The 20848-nt window shown below is 55.9% G+C and carries 14 protein-coding genes; 10 read left to right on the plus strand and 4 right to left on the minus strand.

The annotated features are described in order from the left end of the window. The 3 genes from ACTG39_RS12410 to ACTG39_RS12420 all read right to left on the minus strand — a co-directional run. A partial coding sequence (locus ACTG39_RS12410) for a hypothetical protein (RefSeq protein WP_439107882.1) occupies positions 1-325 on the minus strand: 325 nt, incomplete at its 3' end. A gap of 153 nt (positions 326-478) precedes the next feature. Beyond that, entirely contained in the window at positions 479-2458 is a 1980-nt protein-coding gene (locus ACTG39_RS12415) for a S8 family peptidase (protein ID WP_439107883.1), read from the minus strand. Positions 2459-2463: 5 nt separating this feature from the next. Further along, entirely contained in the window at positions 2464-4278 is a 1815-nt protein-coding gene (locus tag ACTG39_RS12420; RefSeq protein ID WP_439107884.1) for a two-component system response regulator, read from the minus strand. A gap of 136 nt (positions 4279-4414) precedes the next feature. Between ACTG39_RS12420 and nadA the strand changes: the two genes are divergently transcribed. Next, positions 4415-5479 (plus strand): quinolinate synthase NadA, encoded by a 1065-nt coding sequence (nadA, locus tag ACTG39_RS12425; protein ID WP_439107885.1) that lies wholly within the window; start codon positions 4415-4417, stop codon positions 5477-5479. Between the two features lie 27 nt (positions 5480-5506). On the opposite strand, the gene ACTG39_RS12430 is transcribed toward nadA, so the two are convergent. Beyond that, complete coding sequence (locus ACTG39_RS12430) at positions 5507-7009, minus strand: M48 family metalloprotease (protein ID WP_439107900.1); 1503 nt, start codon at positions 7007-7009, stop codon at positions 5507-5509. A 143-nt stretch (positions 7010-7152) separates the two neighbouring features. Between ACTG39_RS12430 and ACTG39_RS12435 the strand changes: the two genes are divergently transcribed. The 9 genes from ACTG39_RS12435 to ACTG39_RS12475 all read left to right on the plus strand — a co-directional run bounded on the left by ACTG39_RS12435 (position 7153) and on the right by ACTG39_RS12475 (position 20770). After that, positions 7153-7416, plus strand: coding sequence for a sulfurtransferase TusA family protein (locus tag ACTG39_RS12435; protein WP_439107886.1), 264 nt, complete (start codon positions 7153-7155; stop codon positions 7414-7416). A gap of 2 nt (positions 7417-7418) precedes the next feature. Further along, on the plus strand, positions 7419-8507 hold the full coding sequence (locus tag ACTG39_RS12440) for an AI-2E family transporter (protein ID WP_439107887.1): 1089 nt from the start codon (positions 7419-7421) through the stop codon (positions 8505-8507). A gap of 4 nt (positions 8508-8511) precedes the next feature. Continuing rightward, the gene (locus ACTG39_RS12445; RefSeq protein WP_439107888.1) at positions 8512-11388 is read left to right on the plus strand and encodes an insulinase family protein; all 2877 of its coding nucleotides are present in this window, start codon (positions 8512-8514) and stop codon (positions 11386-11388) included. A gap of 268 nt (positions 11389-11656) precedes the next feature. After that, positions 11657-14305 carry a pyruvate dehydrogenase (acetyl-transferring), homodimeric type gene (gene aceE / locus ACTG39_RS12450; RefSeq protein WP_439107889.1) on the plus strand — a complete coding sequence of 883 codons (2649 nt, stop codon included), beginning with the start codon at positions 11657-11659 and terminating at the stop codon, positions 14303-14305. 47 nt (positions 14306-14352) lie between these two features. Continuing rightward, the gene (aceF, locus tag ACTG39_RS12455) at positions 14353-16008 is read left to right on the plus strand and encodes a dihydrolipoyllysine-residue acetyltransferase (RefSeq protein ID WP_439107890.1); all 1656 of its coding nucleotides are present in this window, start codon (positions 14353-14355) and stop codon (positions 16006-16008) included. A gap of 23 nt (positions 16009-16031) precedes the next feature. Then, a complete protein-coding gene (locus ACTG39_RS12460; RefSeq protein WP_439107891.1) occupies positions 16032-16925 on the plus strand; it encodes a hypothetical protein in 894 nt (297 codons plus the stop codon). Continuing rightward, positions 16922-17767: an HAD-IIB family hydrolase gene (locus tag ACTG39_RS12465; protein ID WP_439107892.1), complete on the plus strand. Its 846-nt coding sequence runs from the start codon at positions 16922-16924 to the stop codon at positions 17765-17767. Before ACTG39_RS12460 ends, ACTG39_RS12465 begins: the two co-directional genes overlap by 4 nt. Before the next feature lie 2 nt (positions 17768-17769). Then, positions 17770-18996, plus strand: a complete 1227-nt coding sequence (locus ACTG39_RS12470) for a glycosyl transferase (protein WP_439107893.1) — start codon at positions 17770-17772, stop codon at positions 18994-18996. Next, positions 18983-20770: a sugar phosphorylase gene (locus tag ACTG39_RS12475; protein WP_439107894.1), complete on the plus strand. Its 1788-nt coding sequence runs from the start codon at positions 18983-18985 to the stop codon at positions 20768-20770. The genes ACTG39_RS12470 and ACTG39_RS12475 overlap by 14 nt, the downstream gene beginning before the upstream one ends. Positions 20771-20848 lie beyond the last annotated feature (78 nt).

Here is a 20848-nt window from a genome sequence, read left to right on the forward strand (position 1 = left end):
TGCCCCAGATGTAACCCTGGATTTCGCTCTGTGATGTGTTTGAGAGGGCGGCTGATGCAACGACCGGCTGGGGGCCAACGTTTTCCCAACGGAACCCAGAGGCTGACGTCTTCGTAGCGACGGTCGCACTCGCTCGCTCTGTCGCGTGCTTTTCCCATGAGAAACCGGACTTCGACTGCTGTGCGGATGCCAATTGCTTGGCGACAACTTGCTGCACGCTAACCCCAGGCTTCACAGACTCTTCAGCGGCCGCCGATGAAGTTGCCATCGTTGTAGCTAAGCCTAAGGCTATTACCGATACAGTTGATTTGATAAATGTTTTCATAACACCACGCCTGCCTTCGTAGTTAACTCATTTGGTCTCCGGAACCTGTTTCCGGAAAGTGCCGGATCTCTTCCGGACGTCTTGAGTGCTTAACATAGGCGGATGTGATGCTTTTAGGGAGGTGTGAACGTGCCCCGTTTGGGGTATCCGATTTTACGGGTCTTCGGTTGCCAGGGCCTCGATACGGCGCTGTTCCGAATTGTAGATCTGCAGCCAGTCGATCGGGCTGCTTACTGGCTCTGCGGTTAAACGCTCTAAATGCGCGCCTACGCCCCAGCGACGAGACTCAGACAGACCCTTTTCGCTGGCACGATCGCTGATGACATCGGACTGACCGGGTAGATAGGGCGCCGTATCTTTCGAAAATATTGCGGGCCCTTGAAAGTGCTGCTCCCCCGCGATATCGGCGCCTATGTTCAGAGACACTTGTTGACACTGCCTTGTACCGACGGTCATCGCTCGTTGAATGTTAATCATGCCTTTACCCTGCACAAGCGGTGAGTAGGCATAACGACCGTCAACTTCGATCGCGGGTTCTGCGCTTGTGACCAGCATGCACTTAAGTTCGTCATTACCAAGCTCGGGTTCAAGCTGGAGCATCAGGGCCACGAGCCCCGAGACCAGTGCCGTAGCTTGGGAAGTTCCGGTCATTACAAACTCCCCGTTCTCGAGAAGGAACTCGGGTAGCTCTCGGGTCAATGTCGAACCGGGCCGTATGATTCCAGAGATGTGTCCGCCCATGGCAACAAGGTCGGGTTTGATGTGGCCCATGGGCGTTGGGCCCCGGGAGGAAAAGTCCGGAACAAAGTCATCATTGCGGTCCTCCTCAGTCCAGGAGTCCGTCACGGCACCCACGGTGAGCAGGTAGGGTAAGTTGCCGGGAGATCCTACCGTTAGCGGTTCCGGGCCCTCATTACCGGCTGCGGCGGCAATAAAAATACCCGCTCGCCACGCCTGCATGAGTGCTTGGTTGACCGGATCCTCCCAATAGGGCCAGCGTGGTCTTGCCGCAAACGACAAATTAAGCACGCGTATATTCAGGCGTTCCTGGTTGTCTACGACCCACTGCACTCCCCGGACAATGTCCAGAAATCCCGCCTTTCCGGTTTCGCCAAAAGCCTTAACTACCGCCAGCTCAACGTCGGGCGCGATGCCCCGGTAACTGGGGAGCGTCGCGGAGCTCCTTGTAACAGCGCCACTGCGCGCCAACACGCTGGTCATATGGGTGCCATGACCGCTTTCATCAAATGCCTCATCGACTTCACGCCCCAGAATAGCGTCGTAGCGGGCTACCACCCGGTCTTGGCCCTGGGTGTCCTTCGAGAGTTCGGGGTTGGTCTCCCAAAGCCCCGAGTCCAGTACTGCCACGGTGATGCCGCTGCCCGTGATGCCGTGACTGTGTAACAAGGCCGCACCGCTGACGCTCGGGTAATAGCTATCTTGAGAGGGCGCGGAATAGCTGGGTACTAATTTGGCGACGCAGTCTTCGCTCACCTTGGCCTCCAGCACTATGTCGTTCTGCAGCGCTGCAATGGCCTTGGGTGAGTGCTCAAACTCAAAGTGCAGTTCTATCTGTTCGTTTGCACCCACGGTGAGCGGCTTGTCACGGCTCCAGACAATATCCCCCGGTTTTTCAGTAATCTCTTTCGTGAGGAGAGGCGAAGAGCCCCAGCTCGCGGCCTCTAATTGCCCAAGCTCCGCCGGCCAGCTGAGCCGGCCTCGGGTAACTGTTAAGGGCGCTTTCGATTTATTGAAGAGACGCCAGCTTGCTCGGCTGTCGCTCCAGTGCAGCTCGATGGACGACCGTAACGAGCATTGCGAGGTGTCAGGAGCTTCTGGTTCAGGCGTCCAGGCCAGATTATCGATGATCCTCTTGATGCCCGGCGTATTTTCTTTGACTGCGGCTAGCTGCGCTGCACTCATTTGCGCACCAACAGCATTGATGATCGGTAGGTGATGGGTGATTGTTGCGCCATGGGCCCGAAGACTCTCGGAAATGACGTCCAGATCGTCGCCTTGGAGCATGACGAGCAAGTCTTCGGCACTGTCTGCAGCCCAGACCGCTGTTGCAAGAGAGAGCTGCAGCGCTGCACAAAAAAGCCCGGGTGCGCTCCGGCAAAACCATCGGCGCATCTGGCTTATCCCTGTGACTCCCGCACTCGCGTAATCGTTTCCAAATAGTTCTGCTGGATGGCGTTAGGTACATCCTCGGGGTACAGGGGGTGCGCAAAGTAAAACCCCTGCATGAGGTCGACCCCGCGCTTGGCCAAATAGGCAAGCTGCTCTTCGGTTTCGATGCCCTCGGCAACAGAGCGCATACTTAGCGTTTTGGATAACGCGATGATCGCATCTACGATCGCGGCACCATCGGGGGTGTTCATGTCAGCAACAAAACTCTGGTCAATCTTTAATGTGTTAATGGGGAAGCGTCGTAGGTAACTAAGAGACGAGTAGCCGGTTCCAAAGTCGTCTACAGCCAGGTCGAGGCCCAAGGACTTTAATTGCGACAGCTTGAGAATGTTGCTCTCGCCATCGTTCATGATGGCGCTCTCGGTAAGCTCGAGCTCCAGACGGCCGGCATCCAGGCCCGAGCGCGTCAAAAAGCCCTTGATGTAGTGCAACAAGTCAGGCTGATTGAACTGCAGCGGCGAGATGTTCACGCAGACGCGAAAGCTCGCAAGACCAATTGAGTCCCAGTAAACGCAATGCCGGGCTACTTCTTTGAGAACCCATTCCCCCAGCTCGATGATTTGCCCGGTGCTCTCAGCGACGGGTATAAAATCTCCGGGAGAGATCATGCCGCGTTCTGGGTGCTTCCAGCGAACCAGAGCCTCAAGGCTCACTACGGATCCGGTTAGTGTCTCTACTTGCGGTTGGTAGCGAAGTTCGAGCTGATCGGAGCGTATGGCCTCTCGAAGATCTTCTTCGAGTTTGAGGTGTTCTACAGATCGCGCATTCATCACTTCGTTGTAAAAGCGGAAGCACGAGCGGCCATCGGCCTTCGCGGCATACATGGCGGTATCGGCATTTCTGAGCAGAGTCTCGGCGTCCTCACCGTCTTGCGGATACATGGCGATACCGATGCTCGGTGTGACCACCGGATTGTGGCTCTGTAAGGCAATAGGCTCCGACAGTGATTTCATTATGCGTCGCGCGATGGGCTCTACGTCGTCCGCATGCACTACGTCTGCGAGTACCACGGTGAACTCGTCACCGCCCAGACGCGCTATTTCCGTGTTGCCGTCGTGTTCGTCTTCTGCGCTGCCTTCAGTGTAGTAACTGATGGCATCATCTTCCCGCAGTTCGTTAATGAGTCGTTTGGAAATCTCCACCAGCAAGCGGTCGCCACGCCCGTGTCCAATGGAGTCGTTAATGCGTTTGAAATTATCCAAATCGATGAACAGCAGCGCCGAAAAGTTGTTCAGACGCTTGGAGCGCTTGAGGATTCGGTTGAGTTGGTCATTAAAGCTTCGACGGTTGGGAAGGTTGGTTAAGGGGTCGAAGTAGGCCAGATACCGCAGGCGATCTTCTTGTCGCTTGAGGGAGTTAAAGGCGTTACTGGCGCGCAGCATGTACTGGACATCGCGTCCGAGTAGGGACCAGTTGACCGGTTTTGTCTTGTACTGCGTTGCACCGGCCTCGAATCCATCATCAATCGATTTTCGGTCATCGGACCCCGTGACGATCATGATGGGGATGTTTTCGCCCTGGGGCATAGCGCGAATACGTTGGCACACCTCCAGACCCGTCATTCCCGGCATTTCGACATCCAGGAAAACCAAATCGGGTCGCTCGCGTACAAAGGCATCAAGGGCTTCATGCCCATCGGCGGCCTCGACGACGATCATGCCCTCGGATTCGAGGCATTGTCGGCTCAACAAACGCACATTCATATCGTCGTCGGCGACGAGAATTTTGGCGTGTTGCCCCGACTGAGAAACCTCGTTGGACATAAAATTGGATCGTTATGAAAGATGTGAAAGGCTATCATTACGCCGCTGTAATGCCCAGCACTGCCGTAGTTTGGAGACGACGCTTGGAATGTCTCTGTGCTACTATTTTTTCGTTTAAATCCCCCATAGGTTCAGCATGACTATCGCGTCCGATCGTCTGCAAGCGATTCGCGAGCAGGTCCAACATCACCTTGATAAAGATGCCTCGGAGCAGCTGTCTCCCGAGCAGCAGCGGGTGTTGACGGATCGTATTAAGGCGGAGCTTAAAGCGCACAACGCCGTGATTGTGGCGCATTACTACACCGCGCCCGAGATTCAATCGCTGGCGGAGGAGACCGGTGGCTGCGTTTCGGACTCTCTGGAGATGGCACGGTTTGGCCATGATCACCCCGCACAGACGCTAATCGTTGCGGGCGTGCGCTTTATGGGAGAGACAGCCAAAATCCTTACGCCCGAGAAGCGTGTGCTCATGCCGACCCTCGAAGCCACCTGTTCTTTGGATCTGGGCTGTCCTGCCGACGAGTTTTCGGCGTTTTGCGATGAGCATCCCGATCGACAGGTCGTGGTCTATGCAAACACGTCTGCCGCCGTTAAGGCGCGGGCCGATTGGGTAGTGACTTCGAGCATAGCGCTTGATGTGGCAGAGCATTTGTCAGCGCAGGGAGAGAAAATCCTCTGGGCACCCGATCGTCATTTGGGTGATTACGTGCGCCGAGAAACAGGCGCTGACATCGTAATGTGGGATGGCGCCTGCATCGTGCATGAGGAGTTTAAGGCGCGCGCTCTGGAGGACCTAAAGCGTGTGTATCCAGACGCGGCTGTACTCGTGCACCCCGAATCACCCGCTAGCGTGGTCGAGCTTGCTGATCGAGTGGGTTCCACTACGCAAATTATCAATGCTGCCAGAGAGATGGATAACCCTCAGTTTATCGTCGCCACCGATCAGGGCATCTTCTATAAGCTTCAGCAGCAGGCACCGGATAAACAGTTCATTATTGCCCCAACCGCCGGTAATGGGGCTACCTGTCGCAGCTGCGCGAACTGCCCTTGGATGGCAATGAATGAGCTGGAGACGTTGGCCTCGGTGTTCGATCGCGATGATAACGAGATATTTGTAGATGCGGCGCTGGGAGAGCGAGCGATGTTACCCCTTCGTCGTATGCTGCAGTTTTCGGCGACCCGGACCGCGTCGCGTCGATAACTCTTCGGGCCTTGTCGCTCAAGCTGCTCAGGATTCGAGCATTTCTCGCATTTCCGCCACGTCATTGATGCGCTGATTAATCTTTGCGCTGGTGGTGTAGTCATTGCGCACCAGATCCAGGGCGTAGCGCAGCTGTTTGTCGGCCTGATCAAGTATCCCATTGAGGATGAAGTACTCAGCGCGGGCCTGGTGCAGACCAATAATATTGCCGGATAGTCCCTGAACTTCGGCAAGGAGATACCACAGGTAGGGATCATTAGGCTTACGCTTGCTCTGTTCCAGGAGCACTTCTTCGGCCACGTGCGCCTGCTGGTCCTGCATGAGCGCCTCTGCATAGGTCATGGTTAACGCATGATTACGCGGACTCAGCTTGAGTCTGGCGGCGAGTTTTTCTGCGGCACGATCGGGCTCGTTTCGTGCCATATCAATACGCGCATCGGCGATGATGTATTCCAGACGGTCCGGTTCTGCAGCCCAAATTGCATCCAGCTCCAGCGCCGCTTCGTCGCCACGTCCGGCATCTGTAAGCGCCAGAACAAGTCCGTAACGTGCCGCGGCGGTTGATCGTGGAGATCCATCGAGTTCTTTTCTAAATCTGGCAGCGGCTTCTTCTGGCGTGTCTGCCAGCTGATTGAGCACCCGGGCACGCATGAGCTGGTAGTCCAGCTTTGCGGGACGAATCTGCTTGGGGTACTGACGGGCGCGGTTGCGTGTATCTGCAATACGGTTCTCCGACAGTGGGTGCGTGCGCAAAAACTCCGGAATTCGACTGCCCGTGGCGTAGCGGGAGGCTTGCAGCATGCGATCAAACATCGAAGAAGCAGCATGCGGGTCCATGCCGGCATCAACGATCGTCTGCATAGCTACCCGGTCCGCCTCCGATTCGTTACTTCTTGAGTAGCGTAAGGCCGAGTCTTGTGCAGCCGCTTGAGCGGCAGCGAGGGCTGCCATGCCCGCATCGCCTCCTGCGGTCGCCATAAGGACAAAGCCCGCGAGCATTGCTGCGAGCGTCAAGGGCTGCTGCGTCTTGGCAAACTCCACGCGGCGCGAAAAGTGCCGTTGGCTGAGATGAGCGATCTCATGGGCAATGACGGTAGCTAACTCATCTTCTGTTTGGGCATGCAGTAGCAAGCCGTTATGGATACCGATCACCCCACCGGGCACAGCAAAGGCGTTGATAGCCGCGTTGTCGACCACCACCAGCTCGAGGCGCCGATCCTCAAGCTCGCTCTCTGCGGCAAGTCGAAATATCAGGTCTTCCAGATAACTAAAGAGCAGGGGGTCATTGACCGTCGCCACCTGACTTCGGAAAACTCGCAGCCAAGCTCTACCCAGCTGATATTCGTATTCCGCCGAGAACAAGCTAGTGCTGGATTCGCCAAGGTTAGGGATCTTGAGTTTTTCTGTTCTCTGCGCCTGAGCCGGGGTGGTGGCGCACAGCAATGCCACCGACACCCAGATTACAAAGAGTCGGCTCCAGCTTTGCGGATCAAAAAGGCCGCGTGTAGGTTTGGTAGCGGTCATCAGCATGCAGTATTCTACGCGAGTCAGGCCGGCGTCGATTTGCCGTGGGCTCATAAATCTTTTGGACGATCTGCGGGCTGGAAAGTTCGCAGAAGTTCTTGCCAAATTTCGGCGCAGCTCATGGCGCCACCAACAGGGATATCTGTCTTTTGAGCGGTGAACAAGCATCGAGCGCGGGAATAGGTCATGATGCCGATGCACAGGTAGACGCTCGGGGTCACCGTTGCCCCATGCCTCTACTGATGGCGAAGCGAGGGCTTAATGGCCTTGAGGTCGGTCAGACGCTGCATTTGATCTCTACGGATGCAGGCTCACGACGGGATTTCGAAGTGTTTGCGAAACAGAGTGGACACGAACTGCTCAAAGCCTTGGATAGGGATGATGAATTTCACTTTTTGCTGCGAAAGAACTAACCATGCTTGAGATTTTCAACAAGTGGTACGAGCGGTATCTCTTCGAAGAAGAGTCAGTGCTCCTGCTTGTGCTGATATTTCTGTCATTGGTGCTCCTTGCAACCATTGGCGATATTCTTGCGCCATTGCTGGCCTCTATAGTCCTGGCCTATCTGGTGCAGGGTGTGGTGAATTTGCTCTGCCGTCTGGGCCTACCTCCATGGCTTGGTTTTTTTCTCGCGTTTACTGTTTTTATGGGCGCTTTTTTCGCTGTTTTGCTGGGTCTTTTGCCGCTCGTATGGCGCCAGTCCGTCGGACTGATTACTGAAATTCCGCGCATGATTGATCAGGGGCGGGATTTACTCGAAGTGCTCCCGGGACGTTACCCGGAGGTGTTTAGCCAAACACAGATCGATCAGTTGCTGGCTGGGGTTCAGGGAGAGATCGCCGGTCTGGGTCAGAAAGTGGTGACCATGACCTTGGCGCGTATTCCAGGCTTTATGACTATCGCGGTGTATATAGTGCTCGTGCCGATTATCGTGTTTTTCCTGCTCAAGGACAGAAATCAGATAACGCGCTGGGTCGCGGCATTCCTCCCGGAAAAACGGCCCTTGCTTGACCGAATATGGGCAGAAATGAACGTGCAGTTTTCGAACTATGCCCGCGGCAAAATGGTAGAAATCATCATTGTTGGTGCGGCAAGTTACGTCAGTTTTACGGGCCTTGGCTTGCGCTACGCCGCTCTGCTCGGGTTGTTGGTAGGGCTTTCGGTGATTATTCCTTACATCGGCGCCTTTATCGTGACGGTTCCGGTAGCGGCGGTGGCACTGTTTCAGTGGGGCGTGGCGCCGGAATTTTATTGGGTCCTTGCGGTCTATCTTGTTATACAAATTTTGGACGGCAACGTATTGGTGCCCCTGTTGTTTTCAGAAGCCGTTAACCTTCATCCCGTCGCGATTATTGTGGCGGTGCTGTTTTTTGGTGGTATTTGGGGGCTTTGGGGCGTGTTTTTCGCGATACCCCTGGCGACTCTGATCAAGGCGGTTATTAACGCCTGGCCCAAGCGTGAAGCCGTCGCTGGACCCAATCCTCTAGCTGATTCTGCGGAGTAAAATTATGCAAATCCGAATCACCGCGATCCGCGCGGTGCAGGTGAGTCTGTTGGCGTTTGCCGGGCTTTTGGCAGCCTGCGCGGCCCCGGAGCTACCGTTCCTCTCCAAGGCTCCAGCGCAAAGCCCCAACGATCGCTTTGCCTACCGTTTGATAACCCTGGATAATGGGCTAAAAACCCTGCTGGTGTCTAACCCCGATACGGCCAAAGCCGCCGCATCGCTGGACGTGCAGGTGGGTAGTGGTGATAACCCGGATGGCCGAGGTGGTTTGGCTCACTTTCTGGAGCACATGTTGTTTCTGGGCACAGAAAAATACCCGGATGCAGCGGAGTACGAACAGTTTGTCACTGAACACGGTGGTTCGCGTAACGCCTACACCAGTTTTGAGCACACCAATTACTTTTTTGATATCGACGCCGAATACCTGCCCGATGCGCTGGATCGCTTTGCACAGTTCTTTATAGCGCCCAATTTCGATGAAGCTTACGTTAACCGTGAGCGCAATGCCGTGCAGGCCGAATATCAGATGGGTCTGAAGAACGATTCCCGGCGAGGTCTGGATGTGCTCCAGGCAGCGATGAATCCAGAGCACCCCTTTAGCCAGTTTGCCGTGGGCAGTCTGGAAAGTCTGGCTGATCGTCCCGATTCCAGTGTTCGCGACGAGCTGCTGAAGTTTTATGCGGCGCATTACTCCGCCGACATCATGCGACTGGTTGTTTTGGGTCGCGAGCCGCTGGATGCCTTGGAGGACATGGCCAGGGAGATGTTCTCCGCCGTACCCAATCGCGGCGTTGAATTGGAGATGATCGACGAGCCCTTGTTTGTCGATTCCTCGCTTCCGATGCTCGTGAAAATCAAGCCTCAGGGAACGCTGCGGCAGCTGGAGGTGAACTTTCAGACGCCGGATTATCGCGGGGATTACAAGGTTAAGCCCATGAGCTATGTGTCCAACCTTGTGGGCCATGAAGGCGAGGGGAGCTTACTCTCGCTGCTCAAGCGCGAGGGCTTGGCCGATGCCTTGTCTTCGGGAACGGGTCTCAGTTGGCGCGGTGGTGGGATGCCATCGGTCACCATCAGTCTCACGGAAAAGGGCGTTGCTGAGTACGAGCGGGTGCTTCAGGCCGTATTTGCGTATCTCGATATGCTCAGGGCCCAGGAGCCCCAGGAGTGGCTGTACCAGGAGCAGGCAGCGGTCGCCGAGTTAGGGTTTCGTTTTCGGGAGCCATCGGCGCCGATGGGCTATGTCAGTAGGCTCAGCAATGCTATGCACTACTACAGCGATGAGGATCTACTTGAGGGTCCTTATCTGATGAGCGACTTTGACGACTCGATGATTCGCGAGGCACTGGAGCTGCTGACGCCGAGTAAGGCGCAGATCGTGCTCACGGCTCCCGAGGTGAGCACTGATCGAGAGTCACCCTACTACGGTGTGCCCTATAGCGAGTTGGGTCCCGAGGCGTTGATGTTATCGCGCTGGCAATCCGACGACCTGAGTGGTTTGCATTTGCCGGCTGCAAATCCTTTTATCGCTGAAGACGTGGAGCTCATTGCGCTTAGCGATGACAATCCCGCATTACCGGAGTTACGGGTAGATCAGGCGCGGAAAAAGCTGTGGTTTAAGCAGGGCGAGGATTTTCGGGTGCCGAAAGGCGCTATGTATGTGAGTTTCCGCTCGCCCTTGGTGGCAGCTACCCCAGAGCAGAAGGCAGCTTCAGCGCTTTACACCCGCATGGTTAACGACGCGGTGCGCGAGTACACCTATCCGGCTTTGCTAGCCGGGCTAGGCTTCAATTTTTACAACCACGCCCAAGGTATCAGCATGCGGGTAAGTGGTTACAACGACAAGCAGTTTACTTTGCTACAGGAATTGTTAAGCAAAATTGCCGAGCAGGAGTTTGATCCAGCGCGCTTTGAACGCATTCGCCGGGATCTGGTGCTCGGCCTGCAAAACACCATCGCACGGCGACCCAGTTCTCAGCTTATGGATGACCTCCGGCGCGCGCTGGGGAGTGGGGCCTATGATGAGCCTGTGCTCATTGAGGCCCTGGAGGCGCTCGATGTAGACAGCATGGGTGCCTACCGCGATGAATTCTGGCAGTCGGTGAAAGCCGAAGGGATGTTGTACGGGAACTACGCCCCCGACGATGTTCAGCGGATGTCAGCGACCCTCGATTTGGTGCTCGAGGACGGGGATGGGCAGCCAGCTATGGCGCCTGAGGTCTTAAGCCTTGCGAAAGGCGAAGCCCTGGAGCTGCGTTCACAGATTGAGCACAACGATGCGGTTGTTGCCTGGTATCTGCAGGGAGCCGGGCAAACCTGGCGTGATCGCGCGATGGTCGCGCTTACGGCGCAAGTGACTGAGTCGGGGTTCTTTCAGCAGCTGCGCACGGAGCAACAGCTGGGTTACATTGCCTCGAGTTTTTACTGGCCGCAATACGATGTACCGGGGCTGTTACTCCTCATCCAATCACCTTCGCACTCCGCAGCTCATGTATATGGCGCCATGCAGGAGTTTCTTGTGGGAACCCTCGAGGACATTACCGCTGAGCAGTTCGACCGACATCGTCAGGCACTGATCAACGCAACACTCAAGCCGCAGGAGAATCTGGGCGAGCGTGCAGAGTTCTACTGGCAATCTATTGCAACGCGGGAATGGGCTTTCGATAGTCCCCAGCAGATGGCCGCGGCCGTAGAGACCATCAGCTTCGAAGAATGGCAGCAGTCCTACCGCAAATTGTTTCTAGAGCAGCCGCGCTCACTGCTGTCCTTGAGTCCCGGGGCAATGGGCGAGACACCCGAATCCGACAACCGTGTTTTTGACAGTCCGGAGACGCTGCGAGCGGACCACGAGATCCTTAGGATCGATTTATCGCCGTTGTGAGATAGAGCTGGCAACGCAGGGCCCGCAGGGTGCGGGGTGCTGCGTTGCTACACATGGAATCAGGGCATTATAGTTCCATAACAGAACTAATTAAGCGAAAACAAAGGCTTGTGATCAAAATTTAGACACCGTATTATCTCGCGCAGTGTGCTCGGGGCCGGTAATACGCCTGAGTTAATTCTAATAAAGAACTAACTAGCGTTTCAGTGGCGACTTTACTGCGTCTATGTAGAGTCTGTCGTCAGGTAGCGCTGACGGGACCTTTGCAATGATCGACGATAACGACCCTATCGAAACACGGGAATGGCTGGACTCACTGGACAGCGTGGTTCGAGAGGCCGGCGACAGTCGCGCCCGCTACCTCATGATTCAACTGGCGAAGCACGCCGTTGATACGGGAGTACCTCTCCCGCCATCGATAACAACACCCTTCAGAAACACCATCAGTCCCGAGGATGAAAAGCCCATGCCGGGCGATTTGTTCATGGAGCGGCGGATTCGCTCTCTGGTGCGTTGGAACGCGCTGGCCATGGTGATGCGCGCCAACGACAACGACGAGGGTCTGGGCGGACACATCAGTAGCTTTTCGTCCTCCGCCACGCTGTATGACGTGGGATGCAATTACTTTTTCCGGGGAGCCGAAGATGGTCACCCTGGTGATCTGGTCTTTTACCAAGGTCACAGCGCCCCCGGAATGTATGCGCGCTCTTATCTTGAAGGTCGATTGGACGAAGATCAGCTGGACAACTTCCGCCGCGAAGTCGACGGCAATGGCTTGTCGTCTTATCCGCACCCCTGGCTGATGCCTGACTACTGGCAGTTCCCCACGGTTTCCATGGGGCTGGGTCCGATTCAGGCCATTTATCAAGCCAGGGTCATGAAGTATCAAAGCGACCGCGGTCTCCTTGACCAGAAGGATCGCAACGTGTGGTGCTTTATGGGTGACGGTGAGTGCGATGAGCCTGAGTCTCTCGGCGCTATCTCTTTGGCTGGTCGCGAAAAGCTCGGCAATCTGATCTTTGTTGTGAACTGCAACCTCCAACGTCTTGATGGCCCGGTGCGCGGTAACGGGAAGATTATTCAGGAACTCGAAGGTGTATTCCGGGGCGCTGGCTGGGATTGCACTAAGGTTATTTGGGGTCGCAAGTGGGATCCGCTGCTGGAGCGCGACGAGTCCGGCATGCTGCAAAAGCGTATGGACGAAGTCTGTGACGGCGAGTTGCAGAACTACAAGTACAACGGCGGGGCTTACACCCGGGAGCACTTCTTTGGTAAGTACCCCGAGTCCCTGGATCTGGTAAAAGATCTTTCCGACGACGACATCATGTATCTCAATCGTGGTGGTCACGACCCCTACAAGGTTTACGCGGCTTACGCGAAGGCCGCTGAGCAGTTCGAACGTCCTACGGTGATCCTCGCGATGACTGTGAAGGGCTACGGTACCGGCGAAGCGGGCGAGGCAAGTAACGAAACGCACTCCCTCAAAAAGCTGGACATGGATGCGCTGAAAGCGTTCCGCGATCGCTTTGCGATTCCCATTGATGATAAGGATTTGGCGTCGGTTCCTTATTACCGGCCCGACGAAAACAGCCCAGAGATGCGCTACATGCGCGAGCGCCGTCGTGAACTGGGAGGATGCATACCCTCCCGTCGCAGTGAGGCACAGGTTTTACCGGTTCCGGGTCTGGATGCTTTCTCTGCGCAAACAAAGAGCAGCGGTGATCGCCAGGCTTCTACCACCATGGCGTTTGTACGCATTCTGTCGACCCTCGCAAAGGACAAAGCCATCGGCCATCGCGTGGTGCCTATCGTGCCTGACGAAGCACGAACCTTTGGCATGGAAGGCATGTTCCGACAGCTGGGTATCTACTCCTCTGTGGGGCAGCGTTACACCCCTCATGATTCCGATCAGATCATGTACTACAAAGAAGACATCAAGGGGCAGATTCTCGAAGAGGGTATCAACGAAGCGGGAGCGGGTTCGGCGTGGCTTGCAGCGGCGACCTCTTATAGCACCAGCAATTTCCCCATGGTGCCTTTCTATATCTTTTACTCCATGTTCGGGTTCCAACGGATCGGTGACCTGCTGTGGGCAGCGGGCGATAGCCAGGCCCGGGGCTTTCTAATGGGGGCGACCTCGGGACGCACGACACTGAACGGAGAGGGTCTGCAGCATCAGGACGGCCATAGCCTCCTTCTGGCATCGACCATCCCTAACTGCGTGAGTTACGACCCTACCTACGCCTATGAGCTGGCGGTCATCATTCAGGATGGCATGCGTCGCATGTATTCCGAGCGCGAAAACCGCTTTTATTACATCACCACCATGAACGAGAACTATCCTCAGCCGGCAATGCCCGAAGGTTCAGAAACCGGCATTGTGAAGGGTATGTATCGCCTAAAGAGCGCCGAGGGCGACGTGCCTCGAGTACGACTCTGCGGTGCGGGCACCATTTTGCGTGAAGTAGAGGCGGCAGCAGAAATACTCCGCAATGACTACGGCGTGGATGCCGAGGTGTGGAGCTTACCGAGTATCAATGAGCTGCAACGGGACGGTAAGCAGGTTGAGCGCTGGAACATGTTGAATCCCGGTGAGGAACCCCGCACGGCCTTTTTCACCGAGCAATTGCAGGATAACGATGCGCCGGTGGTGATAGCGACGGATTACATGAAGAGCTTTGCCGAGCAGCTCCGTTCGGTATGCCCTGCGCCGCTGTATGTGCTGGGTACTGACGGCTTTGGTCGCAGTGATACCCGCGCCAAGCTACGGCACTTCTTTGAAGTGAGTCGCGAGTTTGTCGTATTGGCCGCATTGACCGCTCTTTCGGCGCGAGGCGAATACAGTGCGGCAGATGTTGCGTCTGCACGAGATGCCTTGGGAATCGATCCCAATAAAGTCGACCCCACAACAATATAAAAGTCGTTGAGACAGCGCCGAAAACGCGCCGAGTGAGGAGAGAGTCCGTGGCACAGGAAACAGTCCTAGTCCCTGATATTGGCGGTTCAGACGCTGCCGAAGTCGTCGAAGTACTGGTGAGTCCCGGCGATGTCGTCGAAGTTGATCAAGGGCTATTGGTGCTCGAATCTGACAAAGCGTCGATGGAAATTCCTTCCACTGTGGCGGGCACGGTCGTCGAAGTCCTTGCCAGCGAAGGTGATGAGTTGGCAGAGGGTGCGACGGTAGCGGTGATCGAAACAACGGATGCCGGTGTTCAAGAAGCCCAAGCACCTGAGCAGGCGGCTGAGGCCAGTGGTCAAGCCAAAGCGGATGAGGCGCCCGCTGAGTCAACTCCCCAGGAACCCCTTAGCGCAGAGCCAGCGCCCGCAGCCGCTCAGACGATGGATGTACCTGTACCGGATATCGGCACCGATGAAGAGGTTGATCTTATCGAGTTGTCCGTCAGCGTAGGGGATAGCGTTGCCGAGGGTGACACCCTGGTTGTGCTGGAGACGGATAAAGCTTCGATGGAAGTGCCGTCACCCGCGTCGGGCGTTGTAAAAGCGCTGTGCGTCGACGAGGGCCAGCAGGTTAAACAGGGCGATGTGATTCTGGTGCTTGATGCTGTCGTTGAGTCGAGTGCAGCTACAGCGACCGCAGCGCCGGTGACCTCAGAGGGCGAGACCCGTGCAAGCGCTCCGGCCGCAGCTCCAGTCGCTGCTGCGGCAGCGGAAAAACCAGCGAAGGCATCCAAGGCCGAGACAGCGGCCAGCTCAAGCGGTAAAGGGGTTTACGCGGGGCCGGCGGTTCGACGGCTTGCGAGGGAGTTTGGTGTTCCCCTTGGTTCTGTAAAGAGCAGCGGTCCGCGGGGACGCATTCTCAAAGAAGATCTCCACGAATACGTGAGCCGAGCGCTTGCTGCCAATGAAGCGGGCGGAGGTGGCGCAGGCATTCCGGCAGTTCCCGATGTCGACTTCTCGTCCTTTGGTCCCGTAGAGGTAGTCGAGCGAAGCAAGATCGATAAGGTTACCGCGGCCAATATGCAGCGTAGCTGGTTGAACGTGCCTCACGTTACGCAGTTTGATGACGCCGACATTACTGAAATGGAGTCATTCAGAAAGTCCTTAAAGGCCGAAGCCGAGAAGCGCGGAACGCGCCTCACGCCGCTGCCGTTTTTGCTCAAAGCCTGCGCGGTGGCCCTCAAAAACAACGAGAAATTGAATTCCTCTCTAAGCGATGGTGGCAGCACGCTCACCTACAAGCGCTATGTGCATATTGGTATGGCGGTAGATACGCCGGCGGGACTCGTAGTGCCGGTCATTCGCGATGTTGATCAAAAGACGCTTTGGGAACTTGCTGACGAGGTGATTGAGCTGGCGGGCAAAGCGCGGGAGCGCAAGCTCAAGCCCGCAGAGATGCAGGGTGGGGGCTTTACTATATCGAGTCTTGGCTCAATCGGTGGGCGAGGCTTTACACCTATTGTCAATGCACCCGAGGTGGCCATCCTTGGAGTCAGTCGTGCAGATACCCAGCCGGTTTGGGACGGGCAGGCCTTTCAGCCTCGCTTGCAATTGCCTCTGGGGCTCTCTTACGATCATCGGGTGGTCAATGGTGGTGACGCTGGCCGTTTTCTTACCGAACTTTGTCAGCTTCTTGGGGATATTCGTAAACTCTTACTCTGACAGTGTCTGATTCATCGAGCAGCGTGAAACCATGGCAGCGTGGCTTCCTTGATTCGCATCGCCTGCCCGATAGTTATCTGTCTATAGCGGAGCGGTTTTTTGAGCCCCTTGCAGGGCTAATCGCGGCGCATCGTAAACAGCGTGGCTCTACTCTTCGGGTTGCCCTTAACGGCAGCCAGGGTTCAGGTAAAAGTACCCTGGGTGAATATCTCTGCGTGTGCCTGGCTGAGGAGTATGGCTTTTCTGCGGTCGCGCTGTCCCTGGACGACTTTTATCTCACCCGCGCCGAGCGCCTTGTTCTTGCTGACAAAGTACACCCTCTATTGAAGACCCGCGGCGTCCCCGGGACTCATGACGTAACGCTATTGCGCGATGTGCTCCAGGCCCTGGGCCAAGCCGCAGAGGAGCCGGTGCTTGTCCCGCGCTTTGACAAATCCACCGATGATCGAGCACCCCAAGAAGCATGGACACGGTGCAACGCGCCTGTGGATGTCATCATTTTGGAGGGCTGGTGTCTTGGTGCCCGCAGTGAACTCCCGGACGCACTCGCCGCGCCCATAAACACGCTAGAGCGTGAAGAGGATCCGGACTCGCAATGGCGCAACTACTCTAACCAGCAGCTGAAAGATCAGTACGAATCGCTGTATGACGCGCTTGATTTTTGGATCATGCTTGCCGCGCCCGGCTTCGAACAAGTCCTCCGCTGGCGCGCGGAGCAGGAACAGAAGCTTCGAGATGCGGTGGGAGGCCAAGGCGACGGCCTCATGGATGACGCTGCGCTTAGCCGCTTTGTGCAGCATTTTGAGCGTTACACGCGTCAATGTCTGAGCGACTTGCCAGAGCGCGCCGATGTACTCTTGCGTATGGATGCTGATCGAAAAATCATCGGAGCAAAAGGCCTGGAGGCTGGCGCTTGAGTACTGTCGTTCATCTTGTTGTTACCGATCTGGATGGCTCTCTACTGGATCACCACGACTATAGCAATGAGCCTGCGAAACCCGTGCTGCAGTTGCTGGAGGCGATGCGTATTCCGGTGATTTTGGCGTCGAGTAAAACTCGCGCGGAGATGCTTGAGCTGCGAGAAGAGTTGGGCAACGAGCATCCGTTTATCGTCGAGAACGGCGCCGCTATTTGTATACCCGAGCGCTACTTTCAGAAACAACCCGAAGGTACTGAACTTAGACAGGGCCACTGGATTAGAGAGCTGGCGCCATCTCGTATGCATTGGAAAAGCGCTTTGGACGACCTCCGTTCTCAGATGCCCGATAGCTTCATGGATTTCGCGACAGCAGGATCCGCAGGCATCATGGAGATGACCGGGCTTAGCGCGGAAAAGGCCGGTCTCGCCAATGAGCGCGAGTACAGTGAGCCGGTGCAGTGGCGGGGTACGGAGCGGGATCTCGGTGAGTTTCTGCAGGCGCTCACTGCAGCGGGCGCCAGAGTGCTCAAAGGAGGGCGCTTCTATAGCGTGTCGGGTGATTGCGATAAAGGACAGGCATTGTTGTGGCTGCGGGAGCAATACGCGCTGGCGGCCAGTGCCTCGGCTGTTTATGATCTGGCAGTAGGGGATGGCGAGAACGATGTCCCCATGCTCGAAGTCGCCCATCAAGCTTTACAGATTCCTGCGCATGATCGTGCGCTGCCGGTACTTGAACGGGGTGATGGCGTTATCGTTGGCGAGGGTTACGGACCAGATGCCTGGTCCATGGGGGTGCGTGAATGGTTGCGTGGCCTGTATCAGTTGCGTGAGGAAGTTTAAGCATGGCGGATTTTTACCAGAACGGCATCATCACTACCTTGCACAATCTTTCCCGCCGGCCCGTGGACGAGCTGGAAGCGGAACTGGTCGGGTTTAGTAAATCGCGGCCCATGGGTCTGCTCCTACCGTCGCTTTATTCAGAGCTCCAGGGCGAAGCCTTACCGCGCATCGTCGATCACTTGGCGCAGGTGCCCTACCTCGAGCAAATTGTCATCGGCCTGGATCGCGCGACCGAGGACGAGTACAGAGACGCTCTCAAGTTTTTCTCCCGACTTCCTCAGCCCCATCGCGTGCTTTGGAATGACGGCCCCCGCCTTAAAGCGATCGATGAAGAGCTTCGGCAAATGGATCTGGCGCCGCGAGAGCTCGGCAAAGGCCGCAACGTCTGGTATTGCATGGGATACCTTCTGGCAGCGGATCGCGTGGAGTCCATCGCACTGCACGATTGTGATGTGCTCACCTACGATCGCACGCTCCTCGCCAAACTGATTTATCCCGTGGCCAATCCCAACTTCAACTACGAGTTCTGCAAGGGGTATTACGCGCGGGTGGCGAACGGAAAAATCAACGGCAGGGTTAGTCGGCTCCTGGTGACACCCTTGCTCCGGGCACTCAAAAAGACGCAGGGTGACATGGAGTACATCAATTACATGGATAGTTTTCGCTACCCTCTGGCGGGGGAGTTCTCCTTCCGCCGCGATGTACTCAATGATCTACGCATTCCCAGCGACTGGGGTCTCGAGATCGGCGTGCTGTCGGAGATGCATCGCAACTACGCGAATAATCGACTTTGTCAGGTCGACATTGCGGACAACTACGATCACAAACATCAAAAGCTATCGGCAGATGACGCCTCTGCGGGCTTATCGCGCATGTCCATCGACATCAGCAAAGCCCTGTTTCGCAAGCTTGCTACGCGCGGCGTGGTGTTTAGCGCGGAGAGTTTTCGCACACTGAAGGCCAGCTATTACCGCGTCGCATTGGATTTTGTTGAGACCTATCACAATGATGCAGTAATGAACGGACTCGAATATGATTTGCACAGTGAGGAGCGAGCGGTGGAGCTCTTTGCTGAAAATATTATGAAGGCTGGTGAGGCCTTTCTGGATCGGCCCATGGAGCGGCCATTTATTCCGAGTTGGTCTCGGGTAAGCAGCGCAATGCCTAGCGTTCGAGAGCGTTTGTTGCAGGCAGTGGAAGAGGACACCGCGGAGTATGCCCCCAGCTGAGCATTCAGGCTTCCATGACGGCCGTCATGAGCATCGTTCCGGCTTAAGCGACCGGGTAGCCCAACAGCTTTCGGTAATTTATGCAGGGGGCGAAGTGACTCCAGAAATGGCGTCCCTTGCCAAGCAGCTGCTGGGGATTATGCGGCTGCAGGATGATATGCCCCAGCCGGACCAACATCACAATCACTGGGATCAACGCGATGCGCTGATGATCACTTACGGGGACAGCATCCTAAAAGCTGATGAAGCTCCCCTGCAGACGCTTAAGTACTGGCTGGACCACTATGCCGATGGCTGTATTACCGGCGTTCACATATTGCCTTTTTGTCCCTGGAGCTCTGACGACGGATTTTCCGTCATCGACTATCTGCAGGTAAACGAGTCACTGGGCGACTGGGATGACGTGCTTGCCATTGGTGCTAAGTACAATCTCATGGGAGACCTGGTAATCAATCACTGCTCCAGCGAAAGCGAGTGGTTCGCCAATTTTTTGCGCAACGAAGAGCCGGGCAAGGATTATTTTGCCACGGCATCGCCAAGAGATGACCTGTCTTTGGTGGTGCGGCCTCGCACGTCGCCGCTCCTTCGCGAGGTAGAGGCCATCGATGGCACCCGGCACGTTTGGTGCACCTTTAGCCATGACCAGGTTGATCTCAATTTTCGTAATCCCGAAGTACTCAAGCGAATGGTCGAGATCATCCGTCACTATCTCGACAATGGCGTGCGAATTTTTCGTCTGGACGCTGTGGCCTTTCTTTGGAAAAAGCCCGGCACCAGTTCTCTAAACCTGCGCAAGACCCATGAAATTGTCCGCTTGCTGCGTACGCTCATTGAGCACGCCCGCGGCGATGCCATGATCATTACCGAAACCAATATCCCCAATCAGGAGAACCTTTCCTACTTTGGTAATGGCAATGAGGCGCACTGTGTTTACAACTTTTCACTACCGCCGCTGCTGGTGAACACCCTGGTGACCGGAGACTGCTTTTATCTCAAGCAGTGGATGATGAGCATGCCGCCACCGCAGCACGGGACTGCTTACTTCAATTTCATTGCCTCCCACGACGGCATTGGGCTGCGACCCGCAGAAGGCCTGCTCTCCGATGAAGAGTTGCAAACGCTCATCAGCACCATGCGGCGCTTTGGGGGGTATGTGTCCTATCGTGCGCTGGAAAACGGCCAGAACAAGCCCTACGAGATAAATATTGCCCTCATTGATGCGCTCCAGGGAACCACGTCCGGGGCTGATGAGTTTGGCCTCAGGCGCTTTGTTTGCGCTCACGCGATTATGTTCGGGCTGGAAGGCATTCCTGGCATTTACATCCACAGCCTTGTGGGTACCCGAAACGACCTGAAGCGTCTCGAAAGCACCGGGCAGAATCGGGCGATTAATCGACACCAATGGCAATTGGATGAATTGGAGGCGCAGCTTGCAGATGCCCACTCTGATCACGCACAGGTGTTTAGCGGCATCATGGAGCTCTTGGCCATTCGGCAGAAACAGTCGGCTTTTCATCCCAACGCCACCCAGTTCACGCTGCATTTGGGATCTACGTTGTTTGGGTTTTGGCGTCAAAGCTCAGACCGGCGTCAGAGCATTTTTTGCATTACTAATGTCAGCAATGAGGCTGAGTATCTCCAGCTAAGCGACATCAATCTCATCGAGGCGCAAGACTGGTCTGACCTGATCTCCGGGGCGGACTGCAATACGCAGCAGATTCTCCTTGAGCCTTATCAGACTGTCTGGATTAGCAACCGCCTGGAACACCGCTAGCGCTAGTTTCCCTGTGTTAGAATTTTGCGCCTTTGCTGACAGACTGGGCGGGCGTGTAGCCGCCTGTGAAAAGAGTCT

It is taken from the genome of Congregibacter sp., assembly GCF_965662665.1.
In the GTDB taxonomy this organism is placed as follows: domain Bacteria; phylum Pseudomonadota; class Gammaproteobacteria; order Pseudomonadales; family Halieaceae; genus Congregibacter.